General features: G+C 49.9%; 19 protein-coding genes and 1 tRNA gene. 1 reads left to right on the top strand and 19 read right to left on the bottom strand.

What is annotated here, in order from left to right:
* Positions 1-160: 160 nt before the first annotated feature.
* The 5 genes from QZT18_RS01305 to QZT18_RS01325 all read right to left on the bottom strand — a co-directional run bounded on the left by QZT18_RS01305 (position 161) and on the right by QZT18_RS01325 (position 3,693).
* Complete coding sequence (locus QZT18_RS01305) at positions 161-1,186, bottom strand: ABC transporter substrate-binding protein (RefSeq protein ID WP_294143672.1); 1,026 nt, start codon at positions 1,184-1,186, stop codon at positions 161-163.
* 3 nt (positions 1,187-1,189) lie between these two features.
* A complete protein-coding gene (locus tag QZT18_RS01310) occupies positions 1,190-1,936 on the bottom strand; it encodes an ABC transporter ATP-binding protein (RefSeq protein ID WP_294143673.1) in 747 nt (248 codons plus the stop codon).
* A complete protein-coding gene (locus QZT18_RS01315; protein WP_294143674.1) occupies positions 1,923-2,693 on the bottom strand; it encodes an ABC transporter permease in 771 nt (256 codons plus the stop codon). The genes QZT18_RS01310 and QZT18_RS01315 overlap by 14 nt, the downstream gene beginning before the upstream one ends.
* A 5-nt stretch (positions 2,694-2,698) precedes the next feature.
* Positions 2,699-3,454: a hypothetical protein gene (locus QZT18_RS01320; RefSeq protein ID WP_294143675.1), complete on the bottom strand. Its 756-nt coding sequence runs from the start codon at positions 3,452-3,454 to the stop codon at positions 2,699-2,701.
* Between the two features lie 110 nt (positions 3,455-3,564).
* Entirely contained in the window at positions 3,565-3,693 is a 129-nt protein-coding gene (locus tag QZT18_RS01325; protein WP_294143677.1) for a hypothetical protein, read from the bottom strand.
* Between the two features lie 251 nt (positions 3,694-3,944).
* On the opposite strand from QZT18_RS01325, the gene QZT18_RS01330 reads away from it, so the two are divergent.
* The gene (locus QZT18_RS01330; RefSeq protein WP_294143679.1) at positions 3,945-4,859 is read left to right on the top strand and encodes a LysR family transcriptional regulator; all 915 of its coding nucleotides are present in this window, start codon (positions 3,945-3,947) and stop codon (positions 4,857-4,859) included.
* 88 nt (positions 4,860-4,947) lie between these two features.
* Here QZT18_RS01330 and QZT18_RS01335 read toward each other — a convergent pair whose 3' ends face one another.
* The 14 genes from QZT18_RS01335 to QZT18_RS01400 form a co-directional block, all read right to left on the bottom strand.
* Positions 4,948-7,533, bottom strand: a complete 2,586-nt coding sequence (locus QZT18_RS01335; RefSeq protein ID WP_294143680.1) for an ATP-dependent DNA helicase — start codon at positions 7,531-7,533, stop codon at positions 4,948-4,950.
* Between the two features lie 165 nt (positions 7,534-7,698).
* Entirely contained in the window at positions 7,699-7,941 is a 243-nt protein-coding gene (locus tag QZT18_RS01340) for an HPr family phosphocarrier protein (protein WP_294143681.1), read from the bottom strand.
* A gap of 493 nt (positions 7,942-8,434) precedes the next feature.
* On the bottom strand, positions 8,435-8,818 hold the full coding sequence (locus tag QZT18_RS01345) for a hypothetical protein (protein ID WP_125140145.1): 384 nt from the start codon (positions 8,816-8,818) through the stop codon (positions 8,435-8,437).
* Between the two features lie 80 nt (positions 8,819-8,898).
* Entirely contained in the window at positions 8,899-11,259 is a 2,361-nt protein-coding gene (locus tag QZT18_RS01350; RefSeq protein WP_294143682.1) for a diguanylate cyclase domain-containing protein, read from the bottom strand.
* Positions 11,260-11,407: 148 nt separating this feature from the next.
* The gene (locus QZT18_RS01355) at positions 11,408-12,253 is read right to left on the bottom strand and encodes a leucine-rich repeat domain-containing protein (protein WP_294143683.1); all 846 of its coding nucleotides are present in this window, start codon (positions 12,251-12,253) and stop codon (positions 11,408-11,410) included.
* Between the two features lie 124 nt (positions 12,254-12,377).
* Positions 12,378-12,448, bottom strand: a tRNA-Trp gene (locus QZT18_RS01360).
* A 150-nt stretch (positions 12,449-12,598) separates the two neighbouring features.
* A complete protein-coding gene (gene radA / locus QZT18_RS01365; protein WP_294143684.1) occupies positions 12,599-13,975 on the bottom strand; it encodes a DNA repair protein RadA in 1,377 nt (458 codons plus the stop codon).
* An 86-nt stretch (positions 13,976-14,061) separates the two neighbouring features.
* Positions 14,062-14,475 (bottom strand): endosialidase, encoded by a 414-nt coding sequence (locus QZT18_RS01370; protein WP_125140142.1) that lies wholly within the window; start codon positions 14,473-14,475, stop codon positions 14,062-14,064.
* 65 nt (positions 14,476-14,540) lie between these two features.
* The gene (locus QZT18_RS01375) at positions 14,541-17,015 is read right to left on the bottom strand and encodes an ATP-dependent Clp protease ATP-binding subunit (RefSeq protein WP_294143685.1); all 2,475 of its coding nucleotides are present in this window, start codon (positions 17,013-17,015) and stop codon (positions 14,541-14,543) included.
* 49 nt (positions 17,016-17,064) lie between these two features.
* Entirely contained in the window at positions 17,065-18,099 is a 1,035-nt protein-coding gene (locus QZT18_RS01380) for an ATP--guanido phosphotransferase (RefSeq protein ID WP_294143686.1), read from the bottom strand.
* On the bottom strand, positions 18,083-18,652 hold the full coding sequence (locus QZT18_RS01385) for a UvrB/UvrC motif-containing protein (RefSeq protein ID WP_294143687.1): 570 nt from the start codon (positions 18,650-18,652) through the stop codon (positions 18,083-18,085). Before QZT18_RS01385 ends, QZT18_RS01380 begins: the two co-directional genes overlap by 17 nt.
* Before the next feature lie 31 nt (positions 18,653-18,683).
* A complete protein-coding gene (locus QZT18_RS01390) occupies positions 18,684-19,055 on the bottom strand; it encodes a GntR family transcriptional regulator (protein ID WP_294143688.1) in 372 nt (123 codons plus the stop codon).
* 208 nt (positions 19,056-19,263) lie between these two features.
* Entirely contained in the window at positions 19,264-21,777 is a 2,514-nt protein-coding gene (locus tag QZT18_RS01395) for a cadherin-like beta sandwich domain-containing protein (RefSeq protein WP_294143689.1), read from the bottom strand.
* Positions 21,778-21,789: 12 nt separating this feature from the next.
* Positions 21,790-24,429 carry an SH3 domain-containing protein gene (locus QZT18_RS01400; protein ID WP_294143690.1) on the bottom strand — a complete coding sequence of 880 codons (2,640 nt, stop codon included), beginning with the start codon at positions 24,427-24,429 and terminating at the stop codon, positions 21,790-21,792.
* Positions 24,430-24,949: the final 520 nt, after the last annotated feature.

Genomic DNA, 24,949 nt, shown 5'->3' on the forward strand with positions numbered 1-24,949 from the left:
AGTGCCGATGAACTCCCAGGTTCCCTCCGGAATCTTTTTCTCCCTCCTTCCCCACAGACAGGTTATGGCCGGGACTGAAGACGCGTTTGGGTATCGCCATTCCCAGCCCCGGCCTGCGGCCGCTGATTTGTTCTATTGATTCCGTGGTGTCCTTTCGTTATCACTGTAAAAATAACGTGCTCACATCCAGCGGTTCCTCTATCATGTCGGCTTCCAGCATGAAATCGGCTGTTTTCTGGAATCCTTCTCTGTCTTCGTCGCTGATTTCCATTGAGAAATCGTAGTATTCATACATTTCACGGGCCGCCTCTTCGTCCAGGTCCAGTTCCTGGGCCGCTATTTTAAGGGCCTCGTCCTGGTTTTCTGCGATGAATGCGGCTATTTTCTGCTGGGCCTCCATAAAGCGGTCGATGACATCCCTGTGCTGTTCGTAGAAGTCTGCCCTTACCGCTACGGCAATGATGGCTTTGATAAGGCCCTCGCCGTCGGTTACGAGATTGTATCCCTGCTGATCCGCCTGATAAGCCGCAGCGCCTGCAACCAGAGCCGCGTCGACGCTGCCTCCATCCAGGCCTGCCTTGGCGTCGGGGATGGACATGTTCACATAGTTGATATCGTCAATCGTCAGTCCTCCGGAAGCCAGGTAGGATACGAGAAGTTCATGCAGATTGGTTCCCGCAGGCCCCGCTACCGTCTTTCCCTTCAGGCTCTCCGGCGTGCTTATGTCCTCATCTTTTGAATAGAGACGGAAGGCCTCGGGCGAGCGGCTGTACATGTTGAGAACCTTGATATCGGCCCCGTTTGCGGCAGAGAGTACCACCGAGGTGGCACCCACCGCATAGAGAATCTGTACGTCGCCGGATGCCAGAGCCTGTGTCTGATCCGCGCCGGAATTAATCTCCGCATACTCCACCGTGATTCCCATATCTTTAAAACTGTCGGCAAAAATAGTTTCATGCTTCTCAACGATGGTAGGAATATTGAGAGGGGACGTCACATAGGTGAGCACCAGTTTGTCAAGTCCCGAGTCTGCCTTCGCCGCCTGGCTTTCCTCCGATGAGCTCTGATTTGCCTGTGTGCCGGCCTGTGCCGTTTCCTTTGCGGAGCCGGAATCTGCTTTTGCGCAGCCGGCCAGCCCCATCGCTCCCATGCATACTGCAAGTCCTAATGCCATAAATCGTCTCATAAATCAGTTTCCTCCTGTTTCTTCTGTGTTTAGGTTATTGATTGTGTTTAGGTTATTAATAATTTCTCTTTTCAGGGAAATAAATGAATCGTCTAAAAGGTTCCGTTCCCCTGCCGTTTCAGGGACCGTACACCGGGCCTTTACAAGTCCTTTTTCGATGATTACGATCTCGTCTCCCAGGATCAGGGCCTCATCGATGCTGTGGGTCACAAACAGAATACTGCTCTTCTTATTTTTCTGGACCCGCAGAAGCTCTTTCTGCATCTGTTCCCTGGTAAAGTAGTCAAGGGCCGCAAAGGGCTCGTCCATCATAATGAAGGACGGTTCATATGCGAGAGCCCTGGCAATCGCGGTCCTCTGCTGCATTCCTCCCGATAACTGGGCCGGATATGCCTTTTCAAATCCCGTAAGGCCGACCGAGGCGATGATGTCCGCCGTCTTTTTCCTGTCCTTTTCCTTCTTCGTAAGCCCAAACGTTATATTGTTCTGCACCGTAAGCCAGGGCATGAGCCTGGGTTCCTGAAAGACGAACGCCGTCCTGTGGGATTCCCCGTATCTTATCTCCCCCTGATCCGCCTCCTCCAGACCTCCTGTAAGGCGCAGAAGCGTCGTCTTTCCGCAGCCGCTCCGCCCCAGGATGACGGTAATCTTCTTTTCCGGTATTTTCAGGCTGACGCCGTTCAGGACCCGGACGGCCCTGTCTTCCACCAGATATTGTTTATGTACGTCAATCAGTTCAATTCCAGCCATTGTCACAGGATCCTTTCAAAAATTTACTGATTACAAGGGCAAAAAGCCGATCGGTCACATACCCCACCGCCCCGATCACCAGAATTCCCACAATCACCTTGTCCGTCCTGGACATCTGCTGGGCAAACAGGATCATATGCCCCAGCCCGGTGGAAGCCGCAACCATCTCCGCTCCGATAATGGCCCGCCAGCTATAGCCCAGGCCGACCCGCATGCCGACCAGAATATCGGCCGAAGCATGGGGAAGCACGATCCTCATAAATTTGCGTCCCCGGGAATAACCAAACATATCCCCGACCTCCAGGAGTTTCCTGTCACACCCGGTAAATCCCTTGACAATGCTTAAATACATCGGGAAAAAGGAGGCCAGTACGATAATAACGGTCTTCGTAGTTTCCCCGATTCCGCACCAGAGAATCAAAAGCGGTATCATGCTGAGCGGCGGCACATTGCGGAAAAACTGCACAATATACTCATAATACCTGCCGGAACCCGGCAGCATCGCCCGCACCATCCCAAGTAAAAAAGCCAGCAGAAATGCAATAGAAAAGCCCTTCATAACACGGATAAAACTGATCGCAATGTCCTCCCGCAGTTCCCCGTTTAAAAGCATCTTATAAAAGCTCTGCAATACCCTGGAAGGCGGAGGAAGCACGTAAGAGCTAAGCAGCCCTGTCCTGCACACGGCATCCCAGAGGAGCAGGACCGCTAAAATCCCCGCCGCCGCGGCCAGTGCATTTTTCGCCTTATCTTTCATGCATTTCACTCTCCTCTTGAAATCTCCGTATCCTCTTTTATATGTTCTTTTACATCTTCTTTCACATCTTTTTTTATATCTTCTACATCTTCTCTCATATCTTCTTTTTCACGCACTTTTCTTACCACGCCGTCCCCGTTGTGGCATCCCCTGTCACAATACAACATCTCCACGAGGGCAGTTTCCCCGCCGCCCGGGCGTTCCATATAATTCTCTATGATTTCCTTTCCCGTCAGGCTTTCAACGTTTCCCTCCAAACCGCTGAAAAATCCGAGCGGGATCGGACTTGCCTCCGGCAGCCGTCCTTCGGGCCGTTCTCCCATCTCCTCAAGAAATTCATTCCAAGTTACAAAACGTGTATGTTTAAGCCCCAGGAAATTTCCCATGTCCGCAAGAGAACGGCATGGAGTCGTAATAATCTTTTCTCCATCTCCAAACTCTTCACGGCCGCTGATTTCCCTGGCACAGTGAATCAGGATAGGCTCAATATCCGCCACCTTCACCCCTGTCTCTCCGCCCATTTTCTCCCCCTGCCTCCGCTTGCTCTGCGCTTCCCTTACCAGCCCGCAGGCCATCGGGCAGCGCGCGTCGGCTATCGTTACTTCGCTCACTTCCACAAGCCTTTTATACTTCTCTCTCACAATACTCCCCCAGTCCGTTGCGCACCTCACCCGGACCAGTCCCCTCCGTTCCAGAAAACGTTCCAGCACAGTCTCCTCATACATGCTCTCCGTCACCGGGTTAATCCAAATATACGCCAAACTCATCCTCCTTTCCTCTTCTCTTTCGCGCTCTTTTACTTTCTCCTGCACCGTACTCCGCGCAAAAGTTAGTTCATGCTAACTAACTTGTAAAGCATATCAAAGGACTGTTAAAAAGTCAACAATATATTTTTCTTCCCCTGCAGCCTCCTCCCGCCGCAGTCCCTTAAAAATCTCTCCTTCAAACTTAAGCTTCTCCACACTCTTTCTGGTTCCTGCATTTTCCTGTATTCTCCCATATCAAAATCCACCCCCGTCTGAAACCGACCCTCTGCTTTTATTCCACCATTTCACTCATCTTCCATAATTTCACAGTATCCACCTGCCGCCCCTCTGTGCTATCATAAAGTATTCCTTCCTCAAGTTTTTCTTCCCAGGTATTCCTTCCCCTCACAACACCTCAACCGGGACAGAAAGCTCCCCCCTTCCCCCTTTACTTCCCCCTGAACCTGTGCTAAACTCTATACAGCATTATAAGGGGGACTAATAAATGGATATCAATTATGAATTATATAAGGTTTTTTACCACGTTGCTTCCACTCTCAGCTTTTCGGAAGCCTCAAAGCAGCTCTTCATCTCTCAGTCTGCGGTCAGCCAGTCCATCAAGGTTTTGGAAAAGAAACTGAACCAGACGCTTTTTATCAGAAGCACAAAGCGTGTCCAGCTGACACCCGAGGGTGAGATCCTGTTAAAACATATAGAACCTGCGATGAATCTGATTAAAAAAGGGGAAACCCAGCTTCTGGAAGCAAACACCCTGAACGGCGGACAGCTCCGTATCGGCGCCAGCGACACAATCTGCCGCTATTTTCTGGTACCGTTTTTAAATGAATTTCACAAAATGTATCCAAATATCCATATCAAGGTCACAAACCGCACCTCCATTGAATGCGCCCGTCTCCTTGAAAACGGACAGGTAGATTTCATTATCACCAATTACCCGAACTCCGGTCTGTCCAACACGCAGAATATTCAGGTCATCCATGAATTTTCAGACGTGTTTGTGGCAAATGAGGACTACTTCCCGCTGAAAGACAGAATTATCACGCTGAAAGAGCTTCAGTCCTATCCCATTCTGATGCTGGATCGAAAAAGTACCACCAGTGAATTTCTCCACAGCATGTTCCAGAAGCATCAGCTTGATCTCGTTCCCGAGATAGAGCTCAGCAGCAACGACCTGCTCATCGATCTGGCTAAAATCGGGCTTGGAATTGCCTTTGTTCCCGATTTCTGCATTCCACAGCAGGATGACAATTTCTTTATCTTGAACCTGGAGGAAATCCTCCCCGTACGGCAGCTCGTTGTCGTGCATAATGAGACGCTGCCTATTTCCCAGGCCGCCAGGCAGTTTATCGAACTGCTGGAAGAGCATGCGGACGCAGACAAAGAAAAACCGATTGAGTAATCACTTAACCCAATCGGCTTTTTTCTGACGCACCTCCGCCGCCGGCCTGCTGCTTAGCAGACGCTTTGTGCAGAGCCGGTTTTCCCATTCATTGGCGGGACCAGAATTCCTCCAGTTTTTTTCTGACCGTTCGAAGCGTCACCCTGCTGCAGTCGCTCCATTCCCTGGGAAACAGTTCCCGGTAGTCATTCCTCAGGAACCTGTCGTCCAGAAGCAGGATAATTCCCTTATCGGCTACCGTCCGGATCACGCGGCCCGCCGCCTGCATGACTTTATTCATGCCCGGATACTGATAGGAGAAGGCAAATCCTTCCTGTTCCTCCTCATCAAAATACCCTTTTAATATCTCCTGCTCCGTACATACCATTGGAAGTCCCGTCCCGACAATGACTGCCCCGATCAATCTCTCTTCTTTCAGATCAATTCCTTCGGAAAACAGGCCTCCCATGACACAGCACGCCACCAGGGAATGATCCCGTTCTTTCTCAAATTCCTTTAAAAAATCCTCACGCTCCGAATCGCTCATCCTGCTTCCCTGTACCAGCCACTCAATCCCGTCTTCCATTAGTTTGTCCGATGATGTCGATTGGTCCGGCTCATCCGTCTGTTCCGAAATTAAGACGGCTTCCTGTTCGCCCGCATCCTGTGTCTCCTCCACTTCGGATCCTTTTTCCGTATCAAAAACGGATTGCTCCACCTGGACAAAATCCGCAAAATCCAAGGATTTCCATCCGTTTTCCACCGTTAATCCGGCTTCCGCCATCAATTCATCGTCTCCGTCCGGACGCAGGATCCGTCCGCTGTCCACCAGCTCCAGGACACGGTTCATATATTGGTAGGATGGAAAAAACACGATATAGTTTCCCTTCTTCACTTCCGCCGCCTGGCGGATATAATCCAGTATCTTTTTGTATTCGGCCCGGTTTCTCCTCGTATAGCGGCTCGTCACATCGGTAGCCGCCAGCAGAAGGCGGTTCTCCTGCGGAAACGGCGAATTGACGTAAACCGTATAGTCTTCCTCATCATTGCTTAAAAGCTGTCTGTAATATTTGATGGGAAGGAGGGTTGCCGAGAAAAACACCGTGCTGTTTCCCTGTGCAAGGCATTCTCCGATATGGACGATGGGATTTACACAGAGCAGTTTGATCATAAAGTTCCCGTACTCCGTCAGTTCCGTATAAATACGGTAATGCTCGTCCACCCTCTCATAAATATTGAGGAAGTTTCTCACGCAAAAATAGAAATCCAGCAGCTCCTCCCGCCCGTCATTCCCCTTATAGTCGTCCATAAACTTTTCCAGTACCGAGAACAGGGAGGTCAGCGCCGTCACCAGATGATCCGCATCGGGCAGAATTTGCCAGCCCTCACTGTCGCGTTTCATCTCAAGCAGAATTTTATTGACGCGCTCCAACTGCTTTGTAAGGCCGGCGGACCTCTCCTTCACAAGGCGCTTTGCCGCCAGCACGTCTTCCTTTATCAGAGCGGCGCTGTACATCTCCCGCGCCCTCGGCACCAGGTTATGGGCCTCGTCAATCAGAAAAATATATTCCCCCTTGGCCCCGTCTGCAAAGTAACGTTTGAGCCGCACATCGGGATCAAAAACGTAATTGTAATCACAGATGATGCCGTCCACAAAACTGCTGATATCGAGACAGAATTCAAAGGGGCAGACCTGAAATTTTTCCGCATACCGTAGTATCACGTCTCTCGTTATCCCGAATTCCTTGTGGACGATCTCGTAAACCGCATCATTCACCCTGTCAAAATGGCCTTTTGCATAAGGACAGGCATCCGGGTTGCATTCCGGTTTGTCCAGAAAACAGAGCTTATCCTTGGCCGTTATGGTGACGGAACGGAAATAAAGGCCGCGCTCCCTCAAAATGGCAAAGGCCTCCTCCGCCACCCCTCTCGTGATTGTCTTGGCCGTCAGGTAAAAAAGCTTATCTCCGTGGCCCTCACCAATTGCTTTTAAGCTGGGGAATACGGTGGAAAGCGTCTTTCCAATTCCGGTCGGAGCCTGGATAAAGAGTTTCCGCCTTCTCGCTTCGGTCCTGTACACGCTGACCGCCAGCTCCCTCTGCCCTTCCCTGTAGGGAAACGGAAATTCCAGCTCTTTCAGGGATTCATCGCGGCGTTCCGCATTGTGGTGCAGATATCTGGCCCATTTGACATACTCGTGAATCAGACCCATAAACCATTCCTTCAGTTCCTCCGTGGTCTTAATCACCTGGAACCGTTTGATCTCTTCGGTATCCAGATTACAGTACGTCACCTGTATCGTCAGCTCGTCCAGGTTCTCCTCCGAACCGTAAAAATAGCCGTAACACATGGCCTGGGCCAGATGGATTTCCACCGCCTCTTCCAGCTCTCCAATATCCATGTAAACGCCCTTTATCTCATCGATCGTCGCGCGGTTTCCCTCCCGGATAATGCCGTCGGCTCTTCCTTCTACCAGAATTTCAAAGCCGTCCTCCTCCACGGTGCACTTTAACACCACCTCGGACTGATAACCGGAGCCCATCTTTTTCTGGATCTTCCGGTGGATGCGGCCTCCCGCCAGCATGGCCTCTTTCTGGTCAATTGCGGTCCTTCTGTTATCTATATCGCCGGAGCGCAGGACAAATTCCACCAGGTTCCGCACAGAAACCCGTATCTGTTTCCCTTTCATCTCCATCTGTCCTTCTCCCTCCCGACTGCGTCAATACAAAATCATACCTCTGCGCGGCATGAGCATCCTCGCGGAGCATTTTTGATTCATAGGACGTAATTTCCCGTAAATCAAGAAAAAGAGACTGCAGTCTCCTGCAATCCCTTTTCTCAAATTGTATGCAAAAATCAATTAAGCAGCTGTGACGGCTTTTACCGCCGTCCTATCAAGAAATGCTTCAAAATCTTTATTCTCTCCGTCATATTCTACTGTCAGTACTCTCGTCATATCAAGGCTCATTACGCCCAAAAGAGATTTGGCGTCAATCACGACGCGGTTATAAAATACATCAATATCGAAATCGCATTTCGTTGCAGCTGCTACAAAATTTTTTGCATCTTCTACAGTTCCTAACATAATTCTTCTCTGTTTCATAATCAAAACTCCTTTAACTGGTGCAACTTATTGCTGATTCAATTAATACTTATAGCATCAATCGCGAATTTTGTCAAATTATATTTGATGGAAAATCGTTTTTTTCCTTTGTACATTATTGACAAAACCTTCCATGTTATACAGGAATTTATAACTAATTTCACAATTCTATTCTCTTTTGTAACTTTTGTTCGCGGAAACCGTTGTGAAGATTATTTTTGATAAGGTTTGCAGTTTGCCAAAATTTATAAGATTACATAAAATTTCCAGCTAAACATATGTTCTTATTATAGTCTATTACACAGACAAGCGCAATCCTTTCCGCAGATTTTCCCTTTTCTTTTGATCTGTCTCCGTATTTTTCTGCCGTAAGCCTATGGTATTCCCCTTCCCCACTCCCCGTCCAAAGCACAGGGAGCCTGCGGACATATTACATCCACAGGCTCCCTGTATTTTCCGTTCGGGGCAGCATCATCGTATGATGTCTCCCCTCTTATTTCATTCTTACAATATGCTGACAGTAAATATAAAGATTCTTGATCTTTACCGCCTGCTGTCCTTCCTCCCCCAGAACGATCGGCTGGGTGCCGGACGGGGTGACATACAGCTTAAATGCAATCGCATCCTGGCCGACATGCAGATGTGCCTCGGGTTCATAATTAAATTTCATCTCTTCAAGCCCGAGATAGGCATACATCACCTTCTCCAGCTCAGGATTTCTGAACACCTGGACTACCTCTTCTTCCGCTTCCCCCTTCATCTCAATAATTGCTTTCGCTTCATCAAACTTCAGATTTGTAAAGCGATACTCGCCATCCCCCAAAATATAAGCTAATGTACCATTGTCAAGCAATAATAAAGGATCTGATTTCTCCATAAGTCTACCTCCTCTGCCCTGTATGTAACAAGTTGTATCTAACTATAATATAGAGATTACCAGATATTGTCAAATCACTGTCAAGAACGTGTCAATATCAGCTTTTTTATCTTCTTTTCCATCCGAAGCTGCGTCAGAAACACCCCGACCGCCCCTGAAACGGTGCTGAGCACATTAATCTGCTCCCGGGTCCAAATGCGTTTTTCCCAGCACTGGTCAAAACCGATGAAACCGCTCCTTTTCTTTCTGTCCTTTAAAAGACATTGCAGCATGGAAATGATTTCCTGTGATGCAAGCACATCCTTTGTCCTGCCGGTGAGACCGTTGATGTCGCGGCAGTAGAAAATTCCGTTCTCATCGAACAGTTCATCATACCGGTTGCCATCCGTATATTCCGTGTCCTGAAGGAAATCCTTCTGCGGCTTCACCCCTTCATTGCACCATTCAAATGTATTGGAACAGGTCGCGCCGTCCTCAGAATCTTCAAATATATAAACGCGGCTGACCCCAAACTGCCTGCCCACAATCTCCAGAACCTGTGATATGGCTTTAGAAATGTCTTCCTCCTGCTGCAGCACGGTAAATACATACTCGCCCAGCGTCTGGTTCCTGTAATCTTCCTGCCCCCTTGACTCTGCCGGAAGCTGGGCGGCGCTGCGTCTGATGCTGTTCTCCGCCTGCAGGATCGAATGATAAAATGAACACTGGTTTTTGCCCTTTTCCTTCGCCTTATACAGCGCCAAATCGGCATTTTTATAAAGCGTCTGGTAATCACAGCCATCCAGAGGCGCAAAGGCCGCTCCGGCGCTGCAGGATAGCATGTAGCCGTCGCGCTCAAGGAACTCTTCCATCCGCTCCCGGATCTGCTCAAATTTATCCAATATCACATCCTGGGAACGCGCTCCCGGCATAATCACCACGAACTCATCCCCGCCAATCCGCCCGATAATATCTCCCGAACGGAAGGTACGCTTCAGCAGCAGGGCAATATCGGAGAGCAGAACGTCTCCGCTCAAATGACCATAAACATCATTAATATATTTAAAATTATCCAAATCGATAATGACAAATGCACAGGGATAATCTGCGGTGGCTTTCTCAATATATTTGCCTCCGAGTTCCGCCGTCGCCGCCTTGTTATAAAGGCCGGTCAGCGCATCATGAAGCGCCTTCTCCACCAGCATATCCACATTTCTCTTCTCTTTGTCTATATCCGAGATGACGCCGATTGCCTTTTTTCTGCCGGCCTGTCTGGTCTCCTGCAGGGCAATCTTAATTCTGCACCAAAGATAGGCCCCATCATTCTTCGCGATCCGGATTTCTATCTCCCTGACCGCCACATCCCTTCTCATATCACGGACCGCATTCATCAGAATCGGCAGATCGTCGGGATGGACATGGCTGACGGCAGCCATCGAGCTGACATTCTCTGAAATCGGGTAATAACCGAATTTCTTCACCCAGTTGTCGGAAAAGGAAATAGAATCGTCGGCCATGTTCCACTCAAAAATTATATCATTGGTCTGTTCCATGATGATCCGATGTCTTTCCAGGCTCAGCCGAAGCTCCTCCAGGACCTTACGGTTTTCGGTGATATCGGTCAGAATGCAGTAAAATACTTCCTTTCCTTCCCGCTCCACCAACTGGCCGTGATCTAAGACCGCCATCAGGCTGCCGTCCCGGCAGATGACCCGGTACTCTATCTTCTTTGTCTTCCCCCTGGCAAGCTGTTCACAGACGGATTTCCATGTCGCTTCCAGATCATCGGGATAAATCAGACGCTTGAACTGATTTTTAAATTCCTGCTCCATCTCTTCCCTGGTATATCCAAACATATCAAGAAAGCCACGGCTGTACTGCAGCAAATCCAGATTCTCATTAAATTCGCAGCACATAACGCCGCCCGGCACATTTTCCATCAGTGCATTCAGGTTTTCGTTCTGTTCTCTCAGTAAAATCGCCTGCTCGTCCAGAAGACGTATCAAACTTCCCGTGTTATTCTCCTGCACCGTTCTCGGGAAAAATTCATTTTCCTTCTGGTTATCGCTGCCGGCAGACATATGTATCTGCAGGATCCTGAGCTCTCCGTCCTCTTCCCGGCACAGCAGGGTCATACGGATTCTCTGGCTCTCAAAAATCTCTTCTCTTCCCGTCTCCTGCACCACCAGCACGCCAAATATTGAGGCCGTATGCCCGTCCAGGATTCTCACATCATACTCTTCTTCCACAATGGCAAATGAGCCTGGAAACAACCGGTATTCCTGTTCCAGAAATTCTCCCGCGTTTCCGATTCCGCGTCCAATCTCCTGTTCTCCGGTCCCTATCCATTCCACATCTTCATCCATGCAGGATAAAACCTTCTGCACATCACGCTCCACCAGGTAGGCTCTCTGAAGCCGGCAGACAAATTCTTTTGCTTTCGTCTCAAGTAATATGTCCATGCCCCCCTTTCCCCCATTGTTTCTGTTATAACAAGCATACTGGAAAATTGGGGGCGTGTCAAGAAAGCAATGAGGGGGAAAATCGCATCATTTAGAAACAAGTTACCGTTCACGCTGCGCCCTGTAACACGCTGCGCAATATACCAGATTAGTAATCTCTTTCTCTTCCACAATTTTTACATTTCTGAGTAATAAATCCCTTAAAATCTCCTCCACAATATTGGCATAATGAATTTCTTTTCCATCTCATGATTTGTTCGTTTTGACTATACAAAAAATTCTTGACACCCAGCGCATCAGAGAATATTTTTATAAAATCATCAAAATCCACTTTTTTATCGTCTACATAAACTTCTTCAATAAAAGCATCAGGCGAAGGATGGGATAAAGAATATAAATAATCGTCAAATAATTTTAATCCATATCTTTCAGCACCTAGTCTGGTCACATATAAACGCTTGGCGCTTAAAAACACTACATCTTCAGGTACAATTTTATCAGGTATATGTAATTCATCTACGCGCGGTATAAATGCCCACTGACTGATACTCTCTAAATTTTTTGACAAAACTATTTTTTGTAGTCTGGTACAGCCGTAAAATGCATAACTACCAATTTTAACTACACTGTCGGGCATTATCACACTTTCAATCATAGTATTTAAAAATGCATAATTTTCCCTGTGTTGACTCCCCCACTGATCCCCATACTTATCCCCTATACTTGTTACTCCGTCAGGAATTATGACATTAACGGCACTTCCAAGATATTTAGTCAAAACGCCCGCTATAATTTCAAAATCATCATTTGATTTTTGAACGAAAACATTTTGAGCTGTAATATTATTCGTTATATTATATGTATTATTAAAGTTTTGAATGGCCTTTTCTACAATAAAAGGAGTATTACAATATGGACAGACCATAGCATCATTTTCTTTGTTAACCGATAAAGTTGCTCCACATTTTGTACAAATACCCGGTATCAATTTCATAACGTCCCTCCACATTGTCATTTTTACGTAAATTAATTATACCATACCCAAACAAAACAAAAAAGCTCAGATTCCCTTCTAAAATCAAAGGTTTCTGAGCTTTTCTTAATTCCTTAATCATTAGCAGGGGAAGAGGGATTCGAACCCCCATTAACGGTTTTGGAGACCGTTGCTCTGCCATTGAACTATTCCCCTAAAATTGCCTGCGCAAGTATAATACCACAGGACAGGCAGTATGTCAATCGGTTTTTCTAAAGTTGTCGAAAATTGTTTTAATTAAATAAATTGTTTTAATTATTCCTTTCAGAATAACAATATCCCCATTTTCTCATCTTCATAACGGGCCTAAATCAGGTTAATCGCTTCCCTCACATTGCTGACTCCGGCAAGCTCGATATCTTTCCTCTTTTTCAGTTTATCCAGGCTCACCTGCGGCATGATGCAGCGTGTAAAGCCAAGTTTTACCGCCTCATTCACCCTCTGTTCCGACATGGACACGGCCCTCACTTCACCCGAGAGGCCGACCTCCCCGAATATCACCGTCTTTTCATCCACCGGCCGGTCTTTGTAGCTCGAAATGAGCGCCATCACGATAGCCAGGTCAAGAGCCGGTTCATTCATTTTCATTCCTCCGGCGATATTGACATAGGCGTCGAACTGGGACAGCTCATACCGGCACCGTTTTTCCAGCACTGCCATCAGGAGATTAACGCGGTTGTAGTCCGTACCGGCCGCTGTTCTTCTGGGCATTCCGAAATTCGTCTTTGTCACAAGGGCCTGGACCTCCAGCATAATCGGTCTTGTTCCCTCCAGGGAACAGGCCGCCACCGCGCCCGACGCGCCGGCGGGGCGTCCGTCCAGCATGAATTCCGAAGGATTCTTCACCTCGGCAAGTCCTTCCTCCCTCATCTCAAATACGCCTATCTCATTGGTGGAGCCGAAACGGTTCTTAATCCCTCTCAGAATGCGGTAGGAGGCATGACGGTCCCCCTCAAAATAAAGCACCGTATCCACCATATGTTCCAGCACTCTCGGACCGGCCACCACGCCCTCCTTGGTCACATGTCCAATAATAAAGACCATAACGCCCAGGCCCTTTGCAATCTGCATCAGAATATTGGTACACTCCCGCACCTGGCTCACGCTGCCCGGAGCGGAGGTTACCTCCTCCATATACATCGTCTGTATCGAATCGATGACAACGGCATCGGGCATGGTTCTCTTAATCACTTCCTCAATTGTGCCCAGATTTGTCTCACAGAGAAATGAAAGAGGCCCGTCCACAGTTCCAATCCGGTTAGCCCGGAGCTTGATCTGCTTTAATGACTCCTCACCCGAAATATAGAGAACTTTCTGCTTCTGCCCTGCCAGATTTCTGCAAACCTGTAAAAGCAGCGTGGACTTTCCAATACCCGGATCGCCGCCCACCAGGACTAGGGAACCCCTCACGATTCCGGAACCGAGCACGCGGTCCAGCTCCTCAAATCCTGTTCTGATTCTGTCTTCCTCATCCAGCACAATCTCCGCCAACGTCACCGGCCTGGCGTCCGAGGACGCCCGCCTGGTTCCTGACGTTCCGCCCTTTCCCACTGTCTTTACCTGGGAAACGGGCTCCTCCACCATCGTATTCCACGCCTTGCAGGCCGGACACTGTCCGGTCCACTTCGCCGACTCAAAACCGCACTCACTGCAAAAAAACATGCTTGTCTTCGCTTTCGCCATTCAATTCTCCCTTTTAGTCTTAAACCGTTATCAAAAGAATGGAGGCCGATCCGCCGATCGCCTCCATTCTGTTAAATCAGTTATCTCTATCTTCCTGCAATCTTAATCTCTGTCGTTACGCCTTCGTTCAGTTCCACGCTTAAAACAAGTTTTCCGCTTACGTTAGTCGTCATACCGCCGACTGCAACACCGTCGATAAATACTTCATATTCGTGTTCGTCTTCCAGCTGTACCGTAATCTGTGCATCCTGGTTTCCCTCCACGGTGAAGGTTATCTCGGAATCATCAACTGCAAAATGGTTCACTGCCGTTCCCGGTACGGATTCATAAACGAACATTCCGTTCCTCTCCAGTTTTGTTATCTCATGAAAAGTTTTAACTTTATATAAGTCCCCTTTGTATTCAAAATCCTGCAATTTGGACTTTGCAGCTAATTCATAATTGCCAAAACTGATTGTACCGTCATCCTCGATGCGGATTAACTCGTTAACTACTGGCATAAATCTATCCTCCTGGTATTCTTCTGTGTGTTTCTTCCTGTAAACTCATTCTATCACAGTTTCTTTTACTTGACCAGTATTTTATTCTCTTTCAGAGCCTCTTTGAGCGTGAACTCCAGCCCCTCTTTTCCTTTGGTCACAAGTACTTCATCGTCCTTTTTAATGCGGCCTTCCAGCAGTTCTTCTGACAGCTTATCCTCTATCTGGTTCTGGATTGTCCGACGGAGCGGCCTGGCTCCGTACTTCTCATCGTAGCCTTTCTCGGCCAGATATTCTACGGCTCCGTCATCCACATTCAGGTTCATGCCAATCTGTGCCTTAGTCCGTTTGATAATCGTTTTCAGCATAATACCAGCAATCTCTTTGATATTTTCACGGTTCAGCGGATGGAACACCATAATCTCGTCGATACGGTTTAAGAACTCCGGTTTAAACATTTTTTTAACCTCGTCCATAACCCGGTTTTTCATAAATTCATAGTCCGTTTTCGCATCCGAATCGGACGAGAATCCAAGGCGCTTCGGTGAAATAATATTCTCCGCTCCCGCATTGGAGGTCATGATGAGAACCGTATTCTTAAAGTCAATCTTTCTGCCCTGGGCATCGGTGATATGGCCGTCGTCCAGAATCTGGAGCAGAATATTAAAGACGTCCGGATGCGCTTTCTCGATCTCGTCGAACAGGATGACGGTATACGGATTGCGGCGCACCTTCTCACTGAGCTGTCCGCCCTCCTCATATCCCACATATCCCGGCGGTGAGCCAATCATCTTGGATACACTGTGTTTCTCCATATATTCGGACATGTCAACCCGGATCATCGCATTCTCCGTACCGAACATGGCCTCGGAGAGCGCCTTGGAAAGCTCCGTCTTGCCGACACCGGTAGGTCCAAGGAACAGGAAGGAGCCAATCGGCCGTTTCGGATCCTTAAGGCCCACGCGGCCTCTCCGGATGGCTCTTGAGACGGCCGTCACCGCCTCCTCCTGGCCCACTACCCTCTCATGGAGAATTGATTCCAGTTTCAGAAGGCGCTCAGATTCCTCCTCGGCCAGCTTGCGCACCGGAATACGGGTCCAGTCGGATACAATATCCGCTATCTCATTCTCCCCGACAATCAGCTTTCTGGAATTCTTCTCCTTCTGCCACTTATCGCGGATTTTATCTATCTTTTCATGCTTCTTTACCTGTTTTTTCTTGATCTCTCCGGCTTTTTCGTACGCCTCCGCCTTGATCGCCTCTTCTTTCTGGCGTTCCAGCTTTTTGATCTCCTCCTCCAGAACCTTAATCTCCTCCGGCTCCGTATACACGGTCAGACGCAGCTTGGAAGACGCCTCGTCAATCAGGTCAATCGCCTTATCGGGAAGAAAACGGTCGTTGATATAGCGGGCCGACAGCTTGACAGCGGCCTCCAGGGCCTCATCCGTGATTGTCACCTTATGGTGCTCCTCGTACCGGCTTCTGAGTCCTCTCAGAATCGCGACGGAATCTTCCTCCGTCGGTTCTTCCACCATAACCGGCTGGAAACGGCGTTCCAGAGCGGCATCTTTCTCAATATATTTGCGGTATTCCTCCACCGTCGTTGCGCCGATCAACTGGATTTCTCCTCTTGCAAGGGACGGTTTCAGGATATTGGATGCGTCAATCGCCCCCTCCGCACCTCCGGCGCCGATGATTGTATGGATTTCATCGATAAACAGCAGCACATCTCCGTCGTCTTTGACTTCGGAGAGAACCTTCTTGATGCGCTCCTCGAATTCACCCCTGTATTTGGAACCTGCCACCATGCCGGAAAGATCCAGGCTGACAACTCGCTTTTTCGCAATTGTCTCCGGAACATTGCCGGAGATAATGAGCTGCGCCAGTCCTTCCACAACCGCGGTTTTTCCGACTCCCGGCTCACCGATCAGACAGGGGTTGTTCTTCCCTCTTCTGCTCAGGATCTGGATGACTCTTTTCATCTCAATTTCGCGCCCTATCACCGGGTCCAGCTTTCCCTCTTTCGCGAGTTCGGTCAGATCGCGGCTGAAACTGTCCAGATTCGGCGTGTTGCCCTTCTCTTTCCTCAGGCGGCCCGCCGCTTCCTCACGGCCCGCGGGAGCGTCGTCCCCCATGGCCGCCATTAAATCAATATACAGCTTCTGGATATTGACATTCATCGTGTTGAGAAGGCGCGATGCCGTGCACTTCCCCTCTTTAATCATCGCAATGAGTATATGCTCCGTCCCAATCAGAGGCGCTTTAAAAAATACGGCCTCCTCATAGCTGGCCTGAAGTACGGCCCTGGCTCCCGGCGTATATTCCGCCTGTTCCGCAATTCTGGTGGGCGCCGCCGGTGATATCAGGCGTTCCATCAGCTCCAGCACTTTTTCTTCCGTTACATCATATCGTCCGAGGATGGCGGCAGCCACGCCGCTTCCCTCCTTAATCAGCCCCAGAAGGAGATGTTCTGTTCCCACGTACCCGTGTTCCAGCTCCTCCGCGGTGTCCACGGCCAGGCGGATTGCCTCCCTGGCCTTCTGTGTAAAACGATCTATCATAAATTGATCCTCCTGCAAATTACCCTGTTTGGTTTACTTTATGCTTAGTTTATTTCAGTTCCGGAAGGTGCTCCCTGATATATCTTCCCCTCGCCACTTCCAGTTCATCCTTGCCGAGCGGCTGCCTGGAATACTTCTGAAGGTTCGCCGGCTGGATGCCTATCATGATATTGTAAATGCTGACAAATTCCTTTGTCTCCACGAGGCCGTCCGCAATGCCCGCCCGTAAATGGGAGAGAAACGTCATCGCCTCTTTCATTGAAAGCTTTCTCGCGTATTTCAGAACACCGTATGATTTGTACACCTCATCCTCACGGAGCAGCCGGTGTTTTGCGAGGGATGCCTCCCTCACCTCCCGCTCCTGGCCGGAAAGCTGGACGGCCACATTGCTCACCAGTTCCATAATTTCCTGCTCATTCACTCCCAGAGTTTTCTGGTTATATATCTCATAGAGATCGCCGCTGTTCTCCGAACCTCGTCCGTAAACTCCCCTCACCGTCGTTCCGAACCGGCTCATATCCCCCAGAAGCTCCTGAAACCGCTTGCTTGTTGAAAGGGACGGCAGGTGTACAACAACGGACGCCTTCATTCCCGTTCCCACATTAGTAGGATAGGATGTCAGATAGCCGTACTTGCTGCTGAATGCATAAGGGAACTTTTCGTTGATATAGTCATCCAGCCGGTCGGCCTCCTCATAGCATTCTTTCAGTCTCAGTCCCGGCGCAAGCACCTGCAGGCGGATGTGATCATCGCCGTTTAATACCAGGCTCACCGCCTCATCCTCCGAATAAACAATGCTGCCCGGAGTCGTTTTCTCCATCAGTGTTTTATTGAGCAGGCGGCGCTCCCGCAGTTCCATGCGGTCCAGCTCCTCCATCTTTTCCAGTGTCCTGCACTCATACCTGCGGCCGTCCGTCTCCTTCAGATTCTTCAGTTCCTGGGTCATCAGGCCTACCATATATCTGGCTTCATCCTCCTCAAGCCTGGAGGGGAACTTGTATTCTTCCCAGTTTCTTGAAAGACGAATCCGGCTGGATACGATATTGGACGGATCATTTTTCACTTTTTCAAACCATCTCGTCATTCTTTTCTTTCTCCTCTTTTAAGGCTTTTATTTTATCCCGGCACACGGCCGCTTCCTCGTAATCTTCATTCCTGATTGCTGCCTGCAAATGTCTCTCCAGTTGTTTTATCTGCTCATCCGCAGAGAACTCCATCACGCCACCGCTAGTGACCTCTGCCGACGTCTTCCCCATCCGGCGTATCTTCGGCTGTTTGCCGGTGTGGCTTGCACTCTCCTGGAGCTTCTTAATCTTCTCTCCAATCAGCAGATCAAACACATGGTAACAGTCCGCACAGCCGAAACGGCTGTTTTCCACGAATTCCTCGTATGTGGTCCCACATGTGGGACAGGCCACCTCATCCATCTTCTGCTGTCTGGCCGCGGAAGACTGCAGTCCCAAAAGACTCGACAGAAGCTTGCCAAGGGGGAATTCCCCCTCAATAATTGCGGAATAAGGCCCAAAGTCCATTTCCTGCGCACATTGGGAGCAGAGGTTATGCTCTGTCTTTACCCCATTGATTACTTCTGTGTATTTAATATTTGCTTCGCGAATTCTGCATTTCTCACATAACATTATCTAACCCTCCATTAAAGGATACCCGGTTTTATCCGGAAAAAGCGTCAAAAATAGAATCTACCAGCCGGTGTACTTCTTCGCGGCTCACATTCTTGCAGGCTCCCCTGGCAAGAATGACGCTTAAGTCGCGTTCCAGTTCCTGTATCGCCCTGATCTTATCTGCATCCAGAGAGATAACGGCGCCCCTGCGGCGGTCCAGTTTGACAAAGCCTTCCTGTTTTAATACAGAATATGCTTTGTTTACCGTATGCATGTTAATCCCTATATCATCGGCCAGTTGGCGCACCGATGGGAGCGTCTCTCCCTCGCGGAGCCGCTCCGTCGCTATTCCTATAATAATCTGGTTCCTAAGCTGAATATAAATCGCTTCATCGCTGTTAAAGTCGATCTCTACAATCATAATCCACCATCTTTCGTCATTTTGTTATAGCGATTATATAACAAAGTGAACATGAAGTCAACCTGCAAGTGGAATACGCAAAATTTCAACTTCCAGGGAAAATATACAGGCGGACCGGACATGCACACTGCAGTTCTCCCTGCTTTCGTGCATGTCCGGTCCGTATGCCGGTGTTAAGGAAATCTCAGCGAGACTTCCACCGTATCATTTAGTTCAAATCAAGAAATTCAAAATCGTCGTCATCGCGCGGAGCGGGTTTTCTGGTTCTTTCCCCGGTTCTGGCGGCGCGGGCGCGCCTCTCGTCTTCCTGGCGTTCCCTCTCTAATCGTTCCCTGGTTCTTCTGGCCCGCTCGGCGCGTTCCATCTCCCTCTGGCGGATGGCCTCTTCCATTCCCGTATCCTGGCTTCTGACGGGCTTTGCCGCATATCGCTGCTCGGGATAACCCTGGGCGCTCCGACCGGATTCCTGACTTCTTCTTTCCGGATAACCCTGGGTGCTCCGGCCCGGCTCCGGATTTCTTCTCTCAGGATAGCCCTGGGCGCCTCGCCCCGGCTCCGGATTTCTTCTCTCAGGATAGCCCTGGGCGCCTCGGCCCGGCTCCGGATTTCTTCTCTCGGGATAGCCCTGGGCGCCTCGGCCCGGCTCCGGACTTCGTCTTTCAGGATAGCCCTGGGCGCTTCGGCCCGGCTCTGGATTTCTTCTTTCAGGATAGCCCTGGGCGCTTCGGCCCGGCTCCGGATTTCTTCTCTCAGGATAGCCCTGGGCGCTTCGGCCCGGCTCTGGATTTCTTCTTTCAGGATAGCCCTGGGTGCTTCGGCCTGGTTCCGGGTTTCTTCTCTCAGGATAGTTCTGAGCGTTCCGGCCTGATTCCGGATTTCTTCTTTCAGGGTAACCCTGGGTGCTCCGCCCTGATTCCGGATTTCTCCCCGCCGGATTTCTCCCCGCCGGATTTACCTGCTCCGGACGTCTCTGGGATGTGCGGTTCTGCTCGGAACTTCTCGGTTCCGGGCGTCTCTGAGCCGGATAGCCCGGTTCTGCCGTTCCCGCCATTCTGCGCACTGCAGCATCCTGATATCCCGCATTCTGGCCATATTTCGCCGCCCTTGCAGGCTCCTGTCCTCTTCTTTGCTCTGCCTGAAGACGTTCGTCTCCGGCAAGGCGTCTTCTCTGTTCCATGCCGTCCTCGGCAATTCTGCCCGTCCTGGCTGCCTGTCCCTGTCTCTTCCTGTCTTCCTCTTCCTGCATCGCCCTGCGCTTTACCGGTGTCGGCGCTTCATCGCGCTCCGATCTTCCCGCATGTTCTCTCCTGCGCATCAGCAGGTTAATCACCATAAAGAAAAGAATCAGGCAGACTACAATCAGAACCACAATAACAATAAATCTGAGATCGTAATCCTTGCAGAGTGCATTATAATCATCCAGAAGCTTTGTAACCTGTGCTTCGTCAAACTGACTCTCCAGTGCAGGGTCTTCAAAGTAACGCTGGAATGTTTTTTCTGCTATATCGTAACGGTAAAGTCCCTTTTCACCGCTCTCATTCATACCGTAAATAACACAGTACTTTTGTTCCTCATCGGTCTTCCATACCCATCCCTTGACTTTTGCGTCTCCATTCAACTGGATGGCGGTCTGGGCAAATCCTTCCGGAACTTCGATGGTATCATCAATCGGCAGGACCACGATTGCCCTTGCCACACTGTCGATCGTCACATAAGGCGACAATGCCCCCGATTCCGGCACATAGATATAGAATGAACCGTTTCCGTCGCTTCCCTGGAGATAAATCAGGGTAAGTCCGTTGCCTGTCCCTGCCATAATCTCCGTACCGTTATAAGTGCAGGTAGACTGGGTATATCCCGCCGGAAGAGCCGCAGGGTCAAACGACGACGCCACGCTGTATTCCACTCCGTCAATATCGGCCTTCAGTTCACCGACCACAGCACTGCCCGTAACCATGGCCTCTCCGGCCTCCGTGGCCGGTACTTCCGAAGATTCAGATTTATTGACTGTAATCGTATAGGATTTTACAGTCTGGCCGTCCTCCGCGGTAACTTTACATACCACGGTGTTGGCTCCCGTCTTGAGGCCGGAACCTCCGGTGACCTTTGTTTTTGCCTTGGCATCCTTGGCATCGGCGCTGACTGCGATTTTATCCACATCGCCGCCGACATTTACCGTATAGGACATTACGTCCGGTGAAAAAGCCGGTGACAGCTGTCCCGGCGATACTTTCAGTGAGGCAAGGGCCGCTTCGCTGGAATACGTCGCAGGAGCCTTGACTTTTACCGCCGATGAACCCACCTTTGTAACATTGACGGCCTGGGTATCCGCATCGTAAACCTCATGGCTTGCTACGGATATCGACGTGTCGCCCGCCTGTACCGCCTTGAATTTAAGCGTATAGGCAAATTCCTTTGTCGTATTGGAATCCATCGTTCCCACAAGGCGCACGGAACCGGCGCCTCCATTGGCATTATTCCCGCTGACAAACTCAATATGCGACTGATCATAAGATAAAACCAGATCGGAAGCCCCGAGGTTTCCGTCTGTGGCCGTAACCTTGACCGTCACATTAAATTCCTGTCCCACCGTCGTACTCGGATCGGAAAATGATATCTTTGCGCTGGCTGCAAAAGCCTCAAAGCCTCCAAACGGCATGGCCAGACAAAGGGCACATGCAGCAATCAGGCTGGTAACTATATTTCTTACTCTTCTGTTCATAATCTCTCCCACCTAGTTCAGTTTCTGACTCCCCAGAATATCCTTCTGCATTGCCAGGATATCCATGATGTCGACTTTCCCGTTGCCATTGACATCGGTGGCCTTCTCAAACGAGCCCGTAAGGGTTTCAAGCCCGAGGATATGCCTCTGTGCTTTCAGCACATCCAGAATATTTAATTTACCGTCACCGTTATTATCCCCCTTCACGATCACTTCATAGCGGACCGTGGGAGAACCGTCGGAACCGAAAGCCTGGACAAGGTTGCCCGTGCCCACGCCTCCGGTGACTTCTCCGCCCGATGAGTTATAAACCTTTACAATACTTCCCGCTCCCGCCGCGGTCAGGGATGCTGCAAGCTGTGCCGCAGTTACGCCGGCGCTGACGGTCTGTGTTCCGCCGCTTCCCGTGCCTGAAGAACCGCTCCCGCCGGGCGTAGAGCCGGGTGTTGTTCCTGACGTTGGGCCGGATGTTGAGCCCGGTGTTCCTGAGCTTCCCCCGGGACCCACCAGATTGGAGGGATCCGACGAGGTGCCGAAGCCGGATACATTGCTGCCCGGAGCCATCGGCCCATTCGTATTGCCCGACTCTATCCCGGAACCGGAGCCGTCCGGAGCAATAATCTGTACATCCGATCCGCCTCCCGAATTGCCGGAAGAACTGCCGCCCGGACTACTTACCGTACCGCCTCCCGGGCCTGTTCCAGGTCCGCCCCCGGGGCCGGAACCCGAACTGCCTCCCGAACCGGAGTTCACTCCGCTGCCGATAGAATTAGAATAGGTCGGACCATTGTCCTGACGCACAACATGAATCACATAATTTCTGATGCTTCCGTTCTGTGCCTTGACAGCCACGGTAATATCATTGTTGCCGCTCTGCAGATTAATATTTCCCGTTCCGCTGACGGTTGATTTGGAATCGATCACGGAAGCCGCCACCGTCACACTGCTGACGGAATGGTCCACAATCAGATCATAGGATTCCGTATCCCTGTTAAAAGTAGGGGTAAGGGCAAATCCGTCCACTCCAAGGCCGGACAGCTTATTGTTCGGGCTGCCGTCAATCGTTGGCTTTACACATGCCGTAGCCGGCATATTCTTATAAACCGGAATGGAGAACTCCAGAGCCGTTGTCTTGAGCGCACTGATTTTAGCCAGGGTGAGCCCCTCCGCCGCCGCTGCGAGGACGTTGGTCATATACTGGTGTTTATAGAGGTTGTCCCCCTGTACGTTGAATTTTTTCAGATAAAGAGTATCCTGTCCGCGTTTTACATAATTATTTCCATAGTAAATAGATCCGCCGAGTATGGACTTTTCCACGCTGTTCCATGGACGTTCATAGCTGCCGGACTGTGATGCCCACCAGAGTCCTCTCTCGACTGCTCCCATGGAGCCGGACTGATAGGCTTCAATGTTAAAAAAGTTATAATATCCCTGATATCCTGAAACGGTACCCGATATACTGCGGCCGGTTCCCTGGCTGCCCTGCTCCTGGATAATCATCGAGGCCAGGATATAAGGATTTACGCCCGACTGGGCTGCCGCATTCATGATAATATCAATATAGGAACTGCTGCCCGACACCGGAGCCGTACCGCCGGAATTACCGGAATTACTGCCGGAATCGGAAAATCCCGAGTTTCCGCCCATTCCCGGTCCGTAAGCCGTCATAACACGGTCCACCTGATGGTCGCTGATCGAGGCAAGCGGTGAAATCGGAGAAACAACCTGACCGTTATCCCCTGAACCGGAACTGCCTCCCGGGCCGGAACCCGACTCCGAGCCGGGGCCTGAACCAGGTCCTGAGCCGGGACCGCCCCCGGAACTGCCGGAGCCGGAGGAATCCCCGGAAGAACTTCCTCCGGACGGCGCCGTGCCTCCTCCTGCGCTGCCTGCGAGGAAAGTACCGGCCACCATGCTTTCCAGTCCTTCTCTCGTATGGATAGAGCTGTCATAGGACTGCTTCATGAACTGGAAAATATATTTTTCATTTAAAAAATTTCTCGGATCCATATAGTAGCGGATGATATCCTCCGACGCCTGGACCCAGGAATTGCCGTCAAAACCTGGCCATGAACCGGTATCCCAGTCATAGGCTCCCGTTGCGGTCGATTTCCAGGAAGAAATATTCTCTCTTCCCACCAGGTTTCTTCCGATTACGCTCTCGTTCTCTACCGCGGTATTCCAGTCCAGGTTGGTCTGAAGGGCCGTAAACGTCCATTTGGGATACATGGCGTGAAGTTCACGCAGTCCCGGCTTGTAGCTTTCCGGAAATCCCTGGCTGTTCATATAGCTCTCAAAGTCACCGTCGGATGTAATTACCGTTGGAAATTTTATGTAGTCACTGGATGCATATCCGACTGTCTCGGCTCCGCCGCCTCCGCTGAACCGTATCTGATACCACAGTTTCCCGTCTGTCCCGGTCTGCTCACCGATTACGGTAACCGCCGCCCCATGAGACAGTTTGGCCACTGCCTGATAGGAAGTGCCCGGTCCGCTTCGCACATTCAGATTCGTCGCATTGACCGAGGCAGTCCGCTCACTTGCCATGCTGACCATACCGGATAATCCCGTATGTCCCGCCTGCCATGGGCTGAAGGCCATAATACAGCCAAGCAGCAGAGCAACCACCCTCTTATATCCCTTTTTTTTCATTCGTGTCTCTCCCCGTAATGCCTGAAACGGCATTTTCCTCTATATTTTCAAAACCTGCGAATTCTTTTCAATCCCTTCCGGGTCAAAAAAGCGATTTGCCTGATTAGGCATTATGTACATTATAATGAAAACTACCATTATATGTCAACCTCATGAACAAAAGTTCACAGAATATCCAGTAATTTACAGGAATTGTAAGATTTTCTTAACAAATTCTGCCTAACAGGATTGTGATGAGCATCAGAAGGATTAACACGGCCTGTCTTACCGTATCCTTCCTGCACCACTTAAGCACTCTGACTGTCATATCCTCCTCCGTCTCCGGATCTGTTTTGGTATTTTTGCAAAACAGTCCCATTATCTATAGTATTATATGCAGACAAGGGGGAGATGTTGACAGAAATTTTGAAAAAGTTGAGCGCGGACGGGAAGGGGAGGGGTGGAATAAGGGGGAAAAGGTGAGTCTTCAGTCCCGGACGGGGATGGCTGGCGGGGTGAAACTCCGGAAGAAAGAAATCTG

Origin of the sequence: uncultured Clostridium sp., from assembly GCF_900547735.1 — a bacterium.
In the GTDB taxonomy this organism is placed as follows: Bacteria; Bacillota; Clostridia; order Lachnospirales; family Lachnospiraceae; genus Otoolea.

Coding starts and splice junctions, on each gene's coding strand:
- QZT18_RS01370 (WP_125140142.1), bottom strand. CDS start 14,475: ATGCCAGTAGTTAACGAGTTAATCCGCATCGAGGATGACGGTACAATC.
- QZT18_RS01340 (WP_294143681.1), bottom strand. CDS start 7,941: ATGAAACAGAGAAGAATTATGTTAGGAACTGTAGAAGATGCAAAAAAT.
- radA (WP_294143684.1), bottom strand. CDS start 13,975: ATGGCGAAAGCGAAGACAAGCATGTTTTTTTGCAGTGAGTGCGGTTTT.
- QZT18_RS01335 (WP_294143680.1), bottom strand. CDS start 7,533: ATGGAGATGAAAGGGAAACAGATACGGGTTTCTGTGCGGAACCTGGTG.
- QZT18_RS01345 (WP_125140145.1), bottom strand. CDS start 8,818: ATGGAGAAATCAGATCCTTTATTATTGCTTGACAATGGTACATTAGCT.
- QZT18_RS01325 (WP_294143677.1), bottom strand. CDS start 3,693: ATGGGAGAATACAGGAAAATGCAGGAACCAGAAAGAGTGTGGAGAAGC.
- QZT18_RS01330 (WP_294143679.1), top strand. CDS start 3,945: ATGGATATCAATTATGAATTATATAAGGTTTTTTACCACGTTGCTTCC.
- QZT18_RS01385 (WP_294143687.1), bottom strand. CDS start 18,652: ATGTTATGTGAGAAATGCAGAATTCGCGAAGCAAATATTAAATACACA.
- QZT18_RS01390 (WP_294143688.1), bottom strand. CDS start 19,055: ATGATTGTAGAGATCGACTTTAACAGCGATGAAGCGATTTATATTCAG.
- QZT18_RS01310 (WP_294143673.1), bottom strand. CDS start 1,936: ATGGCTGGAATTGAACTGATTGACGTACATAAACAATATCTGGTGGAA.
- QZT18_RS01355 (WP_294143683.1), bottom strand. CDS start 12,253: ATGAAATTGATACCGGGTATTTGTACAAAATGTGGAGCAACTTTATCG.
- QZT18_RS01380 (WP_294143686.1), bottom strand. CDS start 18,099: ATGACGAGATGGTTTGAAAAAGTGAAAAATGATCCGTCCAATATCGTA.
- QZT18_RS01400 (WP_294143690.1), bottom strand. CDS start 24,429: ATGAAAAAAAAGGGATATAAGAGGGTGGTTGCTCTGCTGCTTGGCTGT.
- QZT18_RS01375 (WP_294143685.1), bottom strand. CDS start 17,015: ATGATAGATCGTTTTACACAGAAGGCCAGGGAGGCAATCCGCCTGGCC.
- QZT18_RS01315 (WP_294143674.1), bottom strand. CDS start 2,693: ATGAAAGATAAGGCGAAAAATGCACTGGCCGCGGCGGCGGGGATTTTA.
- QZT18_RS01305 (WP_294143672.1), bottom strand. CDS start 1,186: ATGAGACGATTTATGGCATTAGGACTTGCAGTATGCATGGGAGCGATG.
- QZT18_RS01395 (WP_294143689.1), bottom strand. CDS start 21,777: ATGAACAGAAGAGTAAGAAATATAGTTACCAGCCTGATTGCTGCATGT.
- QZT18_RS01350 (WP_294143682.1), bottom strand. CDS start 11,259: ATGGACATATTACTTGAGACGAAAGCAAAAGAATTTGTCTGCCGGCTT.